Origin of the sequence: Pseudomonas fulva NBRC 16637 = DSM 17717, from assembly GCF_000730565.1 — a bacterium.
In the GTDB taxonomy this organism is placed as follows: domain Bacteria; phylum Pseudomonadota; class Gammaproteobacteria; order Pseudomonadales; family Pseudomonadaceae; genus Aquipseudomonas; species Aquipseudomonas fulva.
Window position 1 is genome coordinate 202022 of the sequence record NZ_BBIQ01000005.1, and the last position, 13959, is coordinate 215980.

A 13959-nucleotide genomic window follows, 5' to 3' on the forward strand; every position below is an offset into this window, starting at 1 on the left:
GAATGTCGAATCGATCGACCTGAGTTCACCCCCCGCTGGCACTGACCGAGGTCCCCCTTGAATCGCAAGCTCGACGCTAGTGGAGGGCCAAACAGCGAAGTAGAGGAGAAGACGACTACTCCAACGCGCTGTTGAGAAACGATGGCGCGATGTAGCGCTGGTAATGCGCCTCTGACAACAGAAAGAACTCACGATCAATCGCATCGCGCAGTTGCGGCAGTTCCCAGTCGCGGAACTCGGGCAGCAAGGCCATGCCGTAGGCCTCCAAATCCCGAATCATGCGCGCGCCCCTGGCAATGAGCTGGTAGGCCCAGCAGTACTCGGACTGCTGCTCGACATACCGTATGGCACGCTGCTCCAGTTGCTGGCGCAGCACGCCTTTGTCGAACACCTCAAGCTTGGCCATCATCACCTGAACCAGCAGTTGCTCCAGGCGTAACCAAACCGCGCGTTTCTGCGCATCGTCGTAGCCATTCCAGTGGATGACCTCATGGTGGAATCGCTTGCATCCCCGGCATACGGTGTCCCCATAAACCGTGGAACACAGGCCGACGCAGGGCGTTTTGATGGACTTGTTGGACATGAAATACAACGGCTTGAAGGTGGAGTACGCGGCCATGTTAGCCCTTTGTCTAACCAGGGTCACCCGCTAAAGTCATCATCGCCGCCTTACCTTCCAGCGATTTATACCGTAGAATCATCCGGCCTTTTCGAAGGCAACAATGTCCGTTGGAAGCTGTTTTCAAAGCGTCACGAGCACAGTTGATCCGGCAGAACGACGTTGGTCCGGGCCTGCATCCCCGCAGGCCCGAGCCAGCCCTCATCAGATACTCGTTCTGCAGGCGTAAAACTTTGAAAGCAGCTTCCGCAAGGATTTCTTGCGACCCTGGCCAGGCGGCCCAAGAAGCCATGACGGCGCATGGGTGCAAGGAATGCCGGATGAGCGTCCCGGACCCCTTAAAGGGGCCACTGATGAGGGAAATAACTGTGCTTGAAGCCTACCGCAAACACATCGAAGAGCGCGCCGCGCTGGGTATCGTGCCCCAGCCGCTGAACGCCGAACAAACTGCAGGCCTGGTCGAGTTGCTGAAAAACCCGCCGGCCGGCGAAGAAGCCTTCCTCGTAGACCTGCTCACCAACCGCGTACCGCCTGGCGTCGATGAGGCGGCCTATGTCAAGGCTGCTTTCCTTTCGGCTCTCGCCAAGGGCGAAGCCACTTCGCCGCTGATCGATCGCAAGCACGCCACCGAACTGCTGGGCACCATGCAGGGCGGCTACAACATCGAGACGCTGGTTGTGCTGCTGGATGACGCCGAGCTGGGCGCCGTCGCGGCCGAGCAGCTCAAGCACACCCTGCTGATGTTCGATGCCTTCCATGACGTGGCTGAAAAAGCCAAGGCCGGCAATGCTCATGCCAAGGCCGTGCTGGAATCCTGGGCCGCCGGCGAGTGGTTCACCTCGCGCCCGGCCATCGCCGAGAAATACACCCTGACCGTGTTCAAGGTGCCTGGCGAAACCAACACCGACGACCTGTCCCCTGCCCCAGATGCCTGGTCGCGCCCTGACATCCCGCTGCACGCCCTGGCCATGCTGAAAATGGCCCGCGACGGCATCGAGCCTCAGCAACCAGGCTCGGTGGGCCCGCTGGCTCAGATCGAAGCAGTCAGGGCCAAGGGCTACCCGGTCGCCTACGTGGGTGACGTGGTGGGTACCGGTTCTTCGCGCAAATCCGCCACCAACTCGGTGCTGTGGTTCTTCGGCGACGATATCCCGTACGTGCCAAACAAGCGTGCTGGCGGTTTCTGCTTCGGCACCAAGATCGCCCCGATCTTCTACAACACCATGGAAGACGCCGGCGCCCTGCCGATCGAGTTCGACTGCACCGACCTGGCCATGGGCGACGTGATCGACGTCTACCCGTTCAAAGGTGAAGTACGCCGTCACGAAAGCGATGAGCTGGTAACCACGTTCGCGCTCAAGACCGAAGTGCTGCTCGACGAAGTGCGTGCCGGTGGCCGTATCCCTCTGATCGTCGGCCGCGGCCTGACCGAAAAAGCCCGTGCCGAGCTTGGCCAGGGCCCATCGGACCTGTTCAAGAAACAAGAGCAGCCTGCCGACACCGGCAAGGGCTTCACTCTGGCGCAGAAGATGGTCGGCCGTGCGTGTGGCCTGCCGGAAGGCCAGGGCGTTCGCCCAGGCGCTTACTGCGAGCCGAAGATGACCACCGTGGGTTCCCAGGACACCACTGGCCCCATGACCCGTGACGAACTCAAGGATCTGGCTTGCCTGGGCTTCTCCGCCGACCTGGTGATGCAGTCGTTCTGCCACACCGCGGCCTATCCGAAGCCAATCGACGTCACCACCCACCATACCCTGCCAGACTTCATCCGCACCCGTGGCGGCGTGTCGTTGCGCCCAGGGGACGGCATCATCCACAGCTGGCTGAACCGCATGCTGATGCCCGATACCGTGGGTACCGGTGGCGACTCGCACACCCGCTTCCCGATCGGCATCTCCTTCCCTGCAGGCTCCGGCCTGGTAGCCTTCGCTGCCGCCACCGGCGTCATGCCGCTGGACATGCCAGAGTCGATCCTGGTGCGCTTCAAAGGCAAGCTGCAACCTGGCATCACCCTGCGTGACCTGGTGCACGCCATCCCTTACTACGCCATCCAGCAAGGCCTGCTGACCGTCGAGAAGAAGGGCAAGAAAAACGCCTTCTCCGGTCGCATCCTTGAAATCGAAGGCCTGGACGAACTGACCGTCGAGCAGGCCTTCGAGCTCTCGGACGCTTCGGCTGAACGTTCGGCTGCCGGTTGCACCATCAAGCTGCCGGAAAAAGCCATTGCCGAGTACCTGAAGTCCAACATCACCCTGCTGCGCTGGATGATCGGCGAAGGCTACGGCGATGCACGCACCCTGGAGCGTCGCGCCCAGGCCATGGAAGCCTGGCTGGCCAACCCTGAACTGCTGTCGGCCGACGCCGATGCCGAATACGCCGAAATCATCGAAATCGACCTGGCCGACGTCAAGGAGCCTGTGCTCTGCGCCCCGAACGACCCGGACGATGCTCGCCTGCTGTCCTCGGTACAGGGTGAGAAGATCGACGAAGTCTTCATCGGCTCGTGCATGACCAACATTGGCCACTTCCGCGCCGCTGGCAAGCTGCTGGAAAAGGTCAAGGGCGGTATTCCGACCCGTCTGTGGCTGGCCCCGCCGACCAAGATGGATGCACACCAGCTGACCGAAGAAGGCTACTACGGCATTTACGGCAAAGCCGGTGCGCGGATGGAAATGCCGGGCTGCTCCCTGTGCATGGGTAACCAGGCGCGAGTTCAGACCGGTTCGACCGTGGTGTCGACCTCGACCCGTAACTTCCCGAACCGCCTGGGCGACGCCACCAACGTGTACCTGGCATCGGCCGAGCTGGCTGCGGTGGCTTCGATCATCGGCAAGCTGCCGACCGTCGAAGAGTACATGCAGTACGCCAAGGACATCGACAGCATGTCTGCCGACGTCTACCGCTACCTGAGCTTCGACCAGATCGCCGAGTTCCGCGAAGCGGCCGCCAACGCCAAGATCCCAGTGGTCCAGGCGTAAGCCAGGCAGCCATCGACTGGCTGCATGAAAAAAGCCCCGGCAGTGATGCCGGGGCTTTTTTTTGCCATTTCAAACGGTCGGGCACCTGCTAAAGACCTGCAGACGCCTTCGTGAACGTGACCAGGCGGCGGCGAGCACGCCTGTCAGAAGCTATCATCAGGAACGCGCACCCAGCCTTCCATCAACACGCGAGCGCTACGACTCATGATGGCCTTGGTCACCGACCACTGCCCATTGATCAGGCGTGCTTCTGCACCAACCCGCAGGGTGCCCGATGGATGCCCGAAGCGTACTGCACTGCGCTCACCGCCGCCTGCAGCCAGGTTTACCAGTGTCCCCGGGATGGCCGCCGCCGTGCCGATCGCGACTGCAGCAGTGCCCATCATCGCGTGATGCAGCTTGCCCATGGACATGGCGCGCACCAGCAAGTCGATATCTTCCGCCCTGACCTGCTTGCCACTTGAGGCGAGATAGGCATGTGCCGGCGCCACGAATGCTACCTTGGGGGTATGCTGGCGGGCGGCAGCCTGCTCTACATGCTCGATCAGCCCCATGCGCAGCGCACCATGGGCCCGTATCGTCTCAAACCGCTCCAGGGCAGCCGGATCTCCATTGATGGCATCCTGCAACTCCATACCGCTGTAGCCAAGGTCGGCTGCATTGAGAAACACCGTTGGGATACCGGCATTGATCAACGTAGCCTTGAAGGTGCCAACCCCTGGCACCTCCAGATCGTCCACCAGGTTACCGGTAGGGAACATCGCCCCGCCTTCTCCATCGTCGTCGGCAGCCGGATCAAGAAACTCCAGCTGCACTTCGGCGGCCGGGAACGTCACGCCATCAAGCTCGAAGTCGCCGGTCTCCTGCACCTGACCGTTGTCCATCGGCACATGAGCCACGATGGTCTTGCCGATGTTGGCCTGCCAGATACGCACCGTGGCGACACCGGTGCCGGCTAACTGCGTGGGGTCTACCAGGCCACTGCCGATGGCGAACGCACCTACTGCCGCGGAAAGGTTGCCGCAATTGCCACTCCAGTCCACGAAAGGCTTATCGATACTGACCTGGCCGAACAGGTAGTCCACATCATGATCAGGCCGCTCGCTGGCGGACAGGATCACGACCTTGCTGGTGCTGGACGTTGCCCCGCCCATGCCGTCGATCTGCTTGCCATAGGGGTCGGGGCTGCCGATTACCCGCAGCAGCAAGGCATCGCGTGCCGGACCTGGCGTTTGCGCTTGTTCCGGCAGATCTTGCAAACGGAAGAACACGCCTTTGCTGGTGCCGCCACGGATGTAAGTGGCCGGAATCTTGATTTGAGGTGCATGTGCCATTAATTGAAGCCTCTTGGATGGGCCCGAGCCAGGGGGGGCGCCTAGGGCCGCAATGCGGCCACGTCGCGTTAAACGGTCGCTTCGAGGAAGTCCTGGGCAAAACGTTGCAACACACCGCCCGCTTCGTAGATCGACACCTCTTCGGCCGTATCCAGGCGACAGGTCACCGGTACGTCAAAACGCTCTCCGTTGCGACGGGTAACCACCAGGGTCAGGGTGGCGCGCGGTGTACGGGTGCCGATCACGTCATAGGTTTCGCTGCCATCCAGGCCCAGTACCTTACGGTCTGTACCTGGCATGAATTCGAGGGGCAAGACGCCCATACCCACCAGGTTCGTGCGGTGGATGCGCTCAAACCCCTCGGCGACGATGGCCTCCACGCCTGCCAGACGAACCCCTTTGGCAGCCCAGTCGCGTGAAGAGCCCTGACCGTAATCGGCACCGGCCACGATGATCAGCGGCTGCTTACGCTGCATGTAGGTCTCGATCGCTTCCCACATGCGCATGACTCGGCCTTCGGGCTCAAGGCGTGCCAGCGAGCCCTGCCTTACACTGCCATCTTCGTTGCGCACCATCTCGTTGAACAGCTTGGGGTTGGCGAAGGTGGCGCGCTGAGCCGTGAGGTGATCTCCACGGTGGGTGGCATAGGAATTGAAGTCTTCTTCAGGCAAGCCCATTTTGGCCAGGTACTCTCCCGCTGCGCTGTCGAGCATGATGGCATTGGAGGGCGACAGGTGATCGGTGGTGATGTTGTCCGGCAGTAACGCCAGTGGGCGCATGCCACGCAAGGTGCGCTCCCCAGCCAAGGCGCCTTCCCAGTAGGGTGGGCGACGGATGTAGGTGCTCATGGGACGCCAGTCGTACAGCGGCGCGACCTTGGGCCCGTGGTCCTGCTCCACGGCGAACATGGGAATGTAGACCTTGCGGAACTGTTCGGGCTTGACCGCAGCGCGAACCATCGCATCGATTTCGTCATCGCTGGGCCAGATATCCTTGAGGCGGATTTCCCGCCCATCCGATGCCACACCCAGCACATCCTTCTCGATATCGAAACGGATCGTACCCGCGATGGCGTAGGCCACGACCAAGGGTGGGGACGCCAGAAATGCCTGTTTGGCATACGGGTGAATACGGCCATCGAAGTTTCGGTTACCAGACAGCACCGCGGTGGTGTACAGGTCCCGGTCGATGATTTCCTGCTGGATGGTCGGGTCGAGGGCGCCGGACATGCCATTGCAGGTGGTGCAAGCAAAAGCGACGATGCCGAAGCCCAACGCTTCGAGCTCCGCCTCCAGGCCCGCCTCTTCCAAGTACAGCTGTACAGCCCTGGATCCAGGAGCAAGCGATGACTTGACCCAAGGCTTGCGCGCCAGCCCCAGCCTGTTGGCATTGCGTGCCAGCAACCCGGCGGCAATCACGTTGCGCGGGTTGCTGGTGTTGGTGCAGCTGGTGATGGCTGCAATGATCACCGCCCCGTCCGGCATCTGCCCGGGTACCTGCTCCCAGGCACCCGCAATCCCCTTGACGGCCAGCTCGCTGGTGGCCACCCGGGCATGGGGGTTTGAGGGGCCCGCCATGGTGCGCACTACGCTGGAGAGATCGAAGTCCAGAGTGCGCTCGTAGACTGCGTCGGCAAAGCTGTCGGCCCATAGACCCGTGGCCTTGGCGTAGGTCTCTACCAGTGCGACCTGCTGTTCCTCGCGGCCCGTCAGACGCAGGTAGTCGATGGTCTGTTGATCGATGGCGAACATGGCCGCCGTGGCGCCATATTCTGGAGCCATGTTGGAGATGGTGGCGCGATCGCCGAGCGTCAGAGCACGGGCGCCTTCTCCATGGAATTCGAGGTAGGCGCCGACCACCTTCTGCTTGCGCAGAAATTCGGTCAGGGCCAATACCAAGTCGGTTGCCGTCAGGTTGGGCGCCAGCTTGCCGGTGAGCTGGACGCCGATGATTTCCGGCAGACGCATCCAGGAGGCGCGCCCGAGCATGACGTTCTCGGCCTCAAGCCCTCCCACGCCGATGGCAATCACGCCCAATGCGTCCACATGAGGGGTGTGGCTGTCGGTGCCGACACAGGTGTCCGGGTAGGCCACGCCGTGATCGTTGTGTACCACGGGCGACATCTTCTCCAGGTTGATCTGGTGCATGATGCCGTTGCCAGGCGGGATGACATCGACGTTCTTGAACGCTTTCTTAGTCCAGTTGATGAAATGGAAGCGGTCTTCGTTGCGGCGATCCTCGATGGCCCTGTTGCGTTCGAACGCCTGGGGATCATAGCCGCCACATTCGACGGCCAGTGAGTGATCGACGATCAGCTGTACGGGCACCACCGGGTTGACCTGGGCAGGGTCACCGCCCTTGTCGGCGATGGCATCGCGCAAGCCGGCCAGGTCGACCAGCGCGGTCTGACCCAGGATGTCATGGCAGACGACCCGGGCCGGATACCAAGGGAAATCCAGGTCGCGCTTGCGCTCTATCAGCTGGGCCAACGACGCCTGGAGCGTACCGGGGCTGCAGCGGCGCACCAGGTTCTCGGCCAGCACGCGCGAGGTATAGGGCAAGCCCTGATAGGCGCCGGGTTTGATGGCCTCGACGGCAGCGCGGGCATCGAAATAATCCAGGTCGGTGCCTGGCAAGGCTTTGCGGTAGGCAGTATTCATATCGTTATCAGGCTCGGTCACGGATGGCGTTCAAGGGTGCGCGTGCGGGCAGACATGCTGGGCCACCCCGCGAGGCCAACAAGACCTGCGCGGGGTGGGCGCCCATCAGCGCTGCTCGATCGGCACGAACTGACGCTGTTCGACGCCGGTGTATTCGGCGCTCGGACGGATGATGCGATTGTTCTCACGTTGCTCGAACACATGCGCTGCCCAGCCGGTAAGCCGCGAGCAGACGAAAATAGGGGTGAACAGCTTGGTCGGTATGCCCATGAAGTGATACGCCGAGGCATGGTAGAAGTCGGCGTTGGGGAACAAGCGCTTCTGCTCCCACATGGTCTTGTCGATGGCTTCGGACACCGGGTACAGCACCGTGTCGCCCACTTCATCGGCAAGGCGCTTGGACCAGCCTTTGATCACCTCGTTACGCGGGTCGGACTCTTTGTAGATGGCATGGCCAAACCCCATGATCTTGTCCTTGCGCTCGAGCATGTGCAGCAACTCGGTCGACGCTTGCTGCGGGCTCTGGAAGCGCTCGATCAGCTCCATGGCCGCCTCGTTGGCACCGCCGTGCAGCGGGCCGCGCAGCGAGCCGATGGCGGCGGTGACGCAGGAGTACAGGTCCGAGAGGGTCGAGGCGCACACCCGGGCGGTGAACGTGGAGGCATTGAACTCGTGCTCGGCGTAGAGAATGAGCGATACGTTCATCACCTTCACATGCAGCTCGCTGGGCGGCTTGCCATGGAGCAACTGCAGGAAGTGGCCGCCCAAGGTGTCTTGGTCGCTGACGCAGTCGATGCGCACGCCGTGATGGCTGAAGCGGTACCAGTAACACATGATCGCCGGGAAGACGGCCAGGAGCCGGTCGGTCTTGTCGCGCTGGGCATCGAAGGTGAGCTCGGGCTCGAGGGTTCCGAGCACGGAGCAGCCCGTGCGCATCACGTCCATCGGGTGAGCGTCGCGCGGGATGCGCTCCAGTACTTCTTTCAACGCCTGCGGCAGGTCGCGCAGGCCTTTGAGCTTGTGCTTGTAGTCGGCAAGCTCGGCTTGGCAGGGCAGCTCGCCATACAACAACAGGTAAGCCACCTCCTCGAATTCGGCATGGGCGGCCAGGTCACGGACATCATAGCCCCGATAGGTCAGCCCAGCGCCGGCCTGACCGACCGTCGACAGGGCCGTCTGCCCGGCAACCTGACCGCGCAGGCCTGCGCCGCTGAGTACTTTTGCTTCGGCCATGGTGCTTCTCCTTTCTTGAACTTGTTATGGAATGCTGGCTGGCTAACCCTTACTTACCCCTGAACCTGGGCGCTGCAGCGCGCTCAGCTGGCAGGTCAGCCTTTTTTCTGTGCAAACAATGCATCGAGATGCTGCTCGAAAGCGTGGTACCCAATGGCCTCGTAAAGCTCCATGCGTGTCTGCATGGTATCGATGACGTTCTTCTGCGTGCCGTCGCGGCGCAGGGCCGCGTAGACGTTTTCGGCAGCCTTGTTCATGGCGCGGAACGCCGACAGTGGATACAGCACCAGCGACACATCGACCGAGCCCAGTTCTTCGGTGGTGTACAAAGGGGTGGCACCGAACTCGGTGATGTTGGCCAGGATGGGAGCCTTGACCCGGTCGGCGAAGGTCTTGTACATCGCAAGTTCGGTGATGGCTTCGGGGAAAATCATGTCCGCACCGGCCTCGACACAGGCGGCCGCCCGATCCAGCGCCGCATTGAGCCCCTCGACCGCCAACGCATCGGTACGGGCCATGATCACGAAGCTGTCATCGGTGCGGGCATCGACCGCCGCCTTGATACGATCGACCATCTCCTGCTGGGTGACGATTTCCTTGTTCGGACGGTGGCCACAACGTTTGGCGCCTACCTGATCCTCGATGTGAATGGCTGCGGCGCCAAACTTGCTCATGGCGCGCACGGTACGGGCAACGTTGAAGGCCGAGGCGCCGAAACCGGTGTCCACGTCCACCAGCAACGGCAGGTCGCACACATCGGTGATGCGCCTGACGTCGGTCAGCACGTCGTCCAGGCCACTGATGCCCAGGTCAGGCAAGCCCAGCGAGCCTGCCGCCACACCGCCGCCGGACAGGTAAATGGCCTTGAAGCCGGCACGCTTGGCCAGCAAGGCGTGGTTGGCATTGATGGCGCCAACGACTTGCAGCGGGCGCTCGGCGGCCACTGCATCGCGAAAACGCTGGCCTGGGGTGCTCTTGACGGTCATTTTTCACCTCGTGTGCTGGGGGTGTGGTCGCCTTGGTAATGGCGCTCGATGTTGCGTTTGGACGCAGCGATGTGACGGCGCATCAACAGCTCGGCCAACTCGCCGTCACCCTCGGCGATCGCGTCCAGGATGCGGTGGTGCTCGGCGAAAGCTTGGCGTGGCCGATTGGGTGTGGCCGAGAACTGGATACGGTACATGCGCACCAGTTGGTACAGCTCGCCGCAGAGCATCTTGACCAAGGTCTGGTTGCCACTGCCCTGGATGATGCGATAGTGAAAATCGTAGTCACCCTCCTGCTGGTAGTAGCCTACGCCCGCCTGAAAGGCAGCATCGCGCTCATGGGTTTCCAGCACCTGGCGCAGCTCGTCGATCTCGGCCCTGCCCATGCGCTCGGCCGCCAGGCGGCAGGCCATGCCTTCGAGCGACTCGCGGATTTCATAGAGTTCGATGAGTTCGGCGTGGCTCAGTGAAACCACGCGTGCGCCCACATGGGGCACACGAACCAGCAGGCGCTGGCCCTCGAGGCGGTGAATGGCTTCACGCAGCGGGCCTCGGCTGATGCCATAGGTGCGGGCAAGCTCCGGCTCGGAAATCTTGCTCCCTGGGGCTATGTCACCCCGCACAATGGCCGCTTGAATTCGCCTGAACACATGCTCGGACAGGGTTTCCGATTCCTCGTTGCCAGTAGCGTCACTGGGTGAAAGCACCTGCATATTGTTGACACCATGCCTAAATAATTGTCATCAATCTAGCTTAACGACATGCTCTGGTCAAAACATTATCCCTGATTGTCGACAATAACCATTCCGAGAAACTAGCTTCCGATCAGGGTGTCAGATCGCGCACCGCTGGCGTCAATACGTCGGCGTGATAGAATGCCGCGCCTTCGATGGAGTATGGATAGCCCGTCTGCCCCGCCAGCATGGTGCCGGCAGATCAACGAGGAAGCTTGTGCAGCCGTTGCCAGTCGCCTTACCCCGAACCTTGCACAATACCGCGCCAGGACTATGAAACTGACACCCTTTGCTTTGCTGATTAGCCTCCTCCTGTTGCCGGCCCTGAGCCAGGCAGCCGGCAAGACCGTGTACGGTCTGAACGAATATGCTCGCCTTGGCGACCTCGACCTCGAAGTGGCGGCCAAGCTCGACACCGGGGCCAAGACTGCCTCGCTCAGCGCCCGCGACATCAAGCGTTTCAAGCGCAATGGTGAAAGCTGGGTGCGTTTCTATCTGGCCATTGACGCTGCCCATTCCCATCCCATCGAACGCCCGCTGGCGCGCGTTAGCAAGATCAAGCGCAGGGCTGGCGACTACGACGCCGAATCGGGCAAGGCCTACACCGCGCGCCCCGTCATCGAGCTGGACATCTGCATGGGCCAGGCCACGCGCACCATCGAAGTCAACCTCACCGATCGCAGCGCTTTCCAGTTCCCATTGTTGATCGGCTCGGAGGCCTTGAAGCATTTCGACGCCCTGGTCGACCCAAGCCTTAAATATGCGGCCGGCAAACCTGCCTGTGCCACCGACGCTCCCAAAGCAGAGTAATTCCGATGCGCTCTCTTACCCTCCATCTGAAAGTCCTGATCACCGTCCTGGTGTTGCTGGGCGTAGCGGTCACGGCTTATCAGATCTTCGTACTTGGCATCCCGGTGACCGAGGATGAAACGGACGATCTGTGGAACATCGATGCCAAGATCGAATTTGTGGCCAGCACCAAGGACCCGGTAAAGGTCCAGATGTTCGTGCCGCCCCTGAATCGGGATTATGTGAGCCTCAACGAAAGCTTCATCTCCAACAACTATGGTGTGAGCGTCAACCGCGCCGATGGCAACCGCAAGGTCACCTGGTCCGCTCGGCGCGCCAGCGGCAATCAGACCCTGTACTACCGGCTGGTGCTGACCAAGCGCTACAGCACTGAGAAAGCCAAGGTCAAGGGCCCGACTTTCCGCGACAGCCTTGCAGTAGAAGGCCCTGAGAAAATCGCCGCCGAAGCTTTGATGGCACCGATTCGTCAGCATTCGGCTGATGTCGAGACGTTCGTCAGCGAAACCATCAAGCGCGTCAACAACCTCAACGACGACAACGTCAAGCTGCTGCTGGCAGGCGATACCTCGCCGATGAAGAAAGCGCAGGTCATTGACCTGCTGCTGTCCATCGCTCACGTGCCGATGGAGAAGGTGCACACGATCCGCCTGGTGGCCGACACCCCACAAACCCCGGAACTGTGGTTGCGCAGCTTCAACGGCAATGACTGGCTGTATTTCAACCCCGAAACCGGTGAGCAAGGCCTGCCCAACGATCGGCTGCTGTGGTGGACCGGGGATGACAACCTGATCACGGTCGATGGCGGCAAGCGGGCCAACGTAACCTTCAGCATGAACAACAGCGAGATGAACGCCATCCGCCTGGCCAAGCTGACGGACGAGAACACCGACGCCGACTTCCTCGAATACTCCCTGTACGGGCTGCCACTGCAGACCCAGCAGACCTTCATGATCATGGTCATGATCCCCATCGGCGTGCTGGTGATTCTGGTGCTGCGCAACCTGATCGGCATCCAGACCCTGGGCACTTTCACACCGGTCCTGATCGCCCTGGCCTTCCGCGAAACACAGCTGGGCTTCGGGATCGTGCTGTTCACCGTCATCACCGCGCTTGGGCTATCGCTGCGCTCCTACCTCGAACACCTGAAGCTGCAGATGCTGCCCCGCCTTTCGGTGGTGCTGACATTCGTCGTGGTGTTGATCGCCGCCATCAGCCTGTTCAGCCACAAACTGGGCCTTGAGCGCGGCTTGTCGGTTGCGCTGTTCCCGATGGTGATCCTGACCATGACCATCGAACGCCTGTCGATCACCTGGGAAGAACGCGGCGGCGGTCATGCCATGAAAGTGGCCATCGGCACCTTGTTCGCCGCGTCTCTGGCTCACTTGCTGATGATGGTGCCGGAGCTGGTCTACTTCGTGTTCACCTTCCCGGCCGTACTGTTGATCCTGGTGGGCTTCATGCTGGCAATGGGTCGCTACCGCGGCTACCGCCTGACCGAGCTGGTCCGCTTCAAGGCATTCCTGAAGAAGGCGGACGCCTGATGTTCGGCCTGATCAAGACGTGGAAAGCCCTGGAGGCCCGGGGCATCATGGGTATCAATCGGCGCAATGCAGACTATGTACTCAAGTACAACAAGCGCCACCTGTACCCGATCGTCGACGACAAGATCATCACCAAAGAGCGCGCGCTGGCAGCCGGCATCCACGTGCCGGAAATGTACGGTGTCATCGAGACTGAAAAGCAGATCGAGAAGCTCGACGAGATCATCGGCGGGCGCAGCGACTTCGTGATCAAGCCAGCTCAGGGTGCCGGGGGTGATGGCATCATGGTCATCGCCGACCGTTTCGAAGACCGCTATCGGACGGTGTCCGGCAAGATCATCAGCCATGAAGAAATCGAGCACCAGATTTCCAGCATCCTCACCGGGCTTTACTCGCTCGGCGGCCATCGCGACCGCGCCCTGATCGAGTACAGGGTCACCCCGGACCAGATCTTCAAGAGCATCAGCTATGAAGGCGTGCCGGACATCCGCATCATCGTCCTGATGGGCTACCCGGTCATGGCCATGCTGCGCTTGCCCACGCGCCAGTCCGGCGGCAAGGCCAACCTGCACCAAGGCGCCATCGGCGTAGGCGTGGACCTGGCCACGGGTGTGACGCTGCGAGGTACCTGGCTGAACAACATCATCAGCAAGCACCCCGATACCACCAACGCAGTGGACGGCGTGCAGCTGCCGACTTGGGACGGGTTCATGAAGCTGGCAGCCGGCTGCTATGAGCTGTGCGGCCTGGGCTACATTGGCGTGGACATGGTGCTGGATCAGGAGAAAGGCCCACTGATCCTCGAGCTCAACGCGCGTCCAGGGCTGAACATCCAGATCGCCAACGATTGCGGCCTGACGCAACGCACCCATGCAATTGAGGCGCACCTTGAGGCACTGGCCAAAGAGGGTGTGACCGAAGACGCCGAGCAACGCGTGCGCGTGGCCCAAGGGCTATTCGGCCACAGGCCCGGCCACTGAGAAGGGGGCTGACCACCAGCCCCGGCAAGATGGAGATGGCGAATGTCGCCCTGACGCTAGGCGCAATGCCTGCGCCGGACTACA

10 protein-coding genes are annotated in these 13959 nt (G+C 61.6%); 4 read left to right on the forward strand and 6 right to left on the reverse strand.

From position 1 onward, the window contains the following. Nucleotides 1–115: 115 nt before the first annotated feature. Nucleotides 116–583, reverse strand: a complete 468-nt coding sequence (locus PFU01S_RS07745) for a DUF1289 domain-containing protein (RefSeq protein WP_023536066.1) — start codon at nt 581–583, stop codon at nt 116–118. Between the two features lie 404 nt (nt 584–987). Between PFU01S_RS07745 and acnB the strand changes: the two genes are divergently transcribed. Next, entirely contained in the window at nt 988–3597 is a 2610-nt protein-coding gene (gene acnB, locus PFU01S_RS07750) for a bifunctional aconitate hydratase 2/2-methylisocitrate dehydratase (protein WP_028686940.1), read from the forward strand. A 143-nt stretch (nt 3598–3740) separates the two neighbouring features. On the opposite strand, the gene prpF is transcribed toward acnB, so the two are convergent. The 5 genes from prpF to PFU01S_RS07775 all read right to left on the reverse strand — a co-directional run bounded on the left by prpF (nt 3741) and on the right by PFU01S_RS07775 (nt 10523). Next, nucleotides 3741–4931 (reverse strand): 2-methylaconitate cis-trans isomerase PrpF, encoded by a 1191-nt coding sequence (prpF, locus tag PFU01S_RS07755; RefSeq protein ID WP_028686939.1) that lies wholly within the window; start codon nt 4929–4931, stop codon nt 3741–3743. Between the two features lie 68 nt (nt 4932–4999). Further along, on the reverse strand, nt 5000–7591 hold the full coding sequence (gene acnD, locus PFU01S_RS07760; RefSeq protein ID WP_027914612.1) for a Fe/S-dependent 2-methylisocitrate dehydratase AcnD: 2592 nt from the start codon (nt 7589–7591) through the stop codon (nt 5000–5002). Nucleotides 7592–7696: 105 nt separating this feature from the next. Next, nucleotides 7697–8824: a bifunctional 2-methylcitrate synthase/citrate synthase gene (gene prpC / locus PFU01S_RS07765; protein ID WP_027914611.1), complete on the reverse strand. Its 1128-nt coding sequence runs from the start codon at nt 8822–8824 to the stop codon at nt 7697–7699. A gap of 95 nt (nt 8825–8919) precedes the next feature. After that, nucleotides 8920–9810 carry a methylisocitrate lyase gene (prpB, locus tag PFU01S_RS07770; protein ID WP_028686938.1) on the reverse strand — a complete coding sequence of 297 codons (891 nt, stop codon included), beginning with the start codon at nt 9808–9810 and terminating at the stop codon, nt 8920–8922. Further along, the gene (locus PFU01S_RS07775) at nt 9807–10523 is read right to left on the reverse strand and encodes a GntR family transcriptional regulator (RefSeq protein WP_028686937.1); all 717 of its coding nucleotides are present in this window, start codon (nt 10521–10523) and stop codon (nt 9807–9809) included. The genes prpB and PFU01S_RS07775 overlap by 4 nt, the downstream gene beginning before the upstream one ends. 294 nt (nt 10524–10817) lie before the next feature. On the opposite strand from PFU01S_RS07775, the gene rloA reads away from it, so the two are divergent. Genes rloA through PFU01S_RS07790 form a run of 3 tightly spaced genes read left to right on the forward strand, consistent with a single transcriptional unit; the run spans nt 10818 to nt 13875 of the window. Then, complete coding sequence (rloA, locus tag PFU01S_RS07780) at nt 10818–11354, forward strand: retropepsin-like aspartic peptidase RloA (RefSeq protein WP_027914608.1); 537 nt, start codon at nt 10818–10820, stop codon at nt 11352–11354. Nucleotides 11355–11359: 5 nt separating this feature from the next. Further along, the gene (gene rloB / locus PFU01S_RS07785) at nt 11360–12895 is read left to right on the forward strand and encodes an osmotic stress tolerance membrane protein RloB (protein ID WP_027914607.1); all 1536 of its coding nucleotides are present in this window, start codon (nt 11360–11362) and stop codon (nt 12893–12895) included. Continuing rightward, nucleotides 12895–13875: an alpha-L-glutamate ligase-like protein gene (locus PFU01S_RS07790; RefSeq protein ID WP_023536214.1), complete on the forward strand. Its 981-nt coding sequence runs from the start codon at nt 12895–12897 to the stop codon at nt 13873–13875. The genes rloB and PFU01S_RS07790 overlap by 1 nt, the downstream gene beginning before the upstream one ends. The last annotated feature ends 84 nt before the right edge of the window (nt 13876–13959 follow it).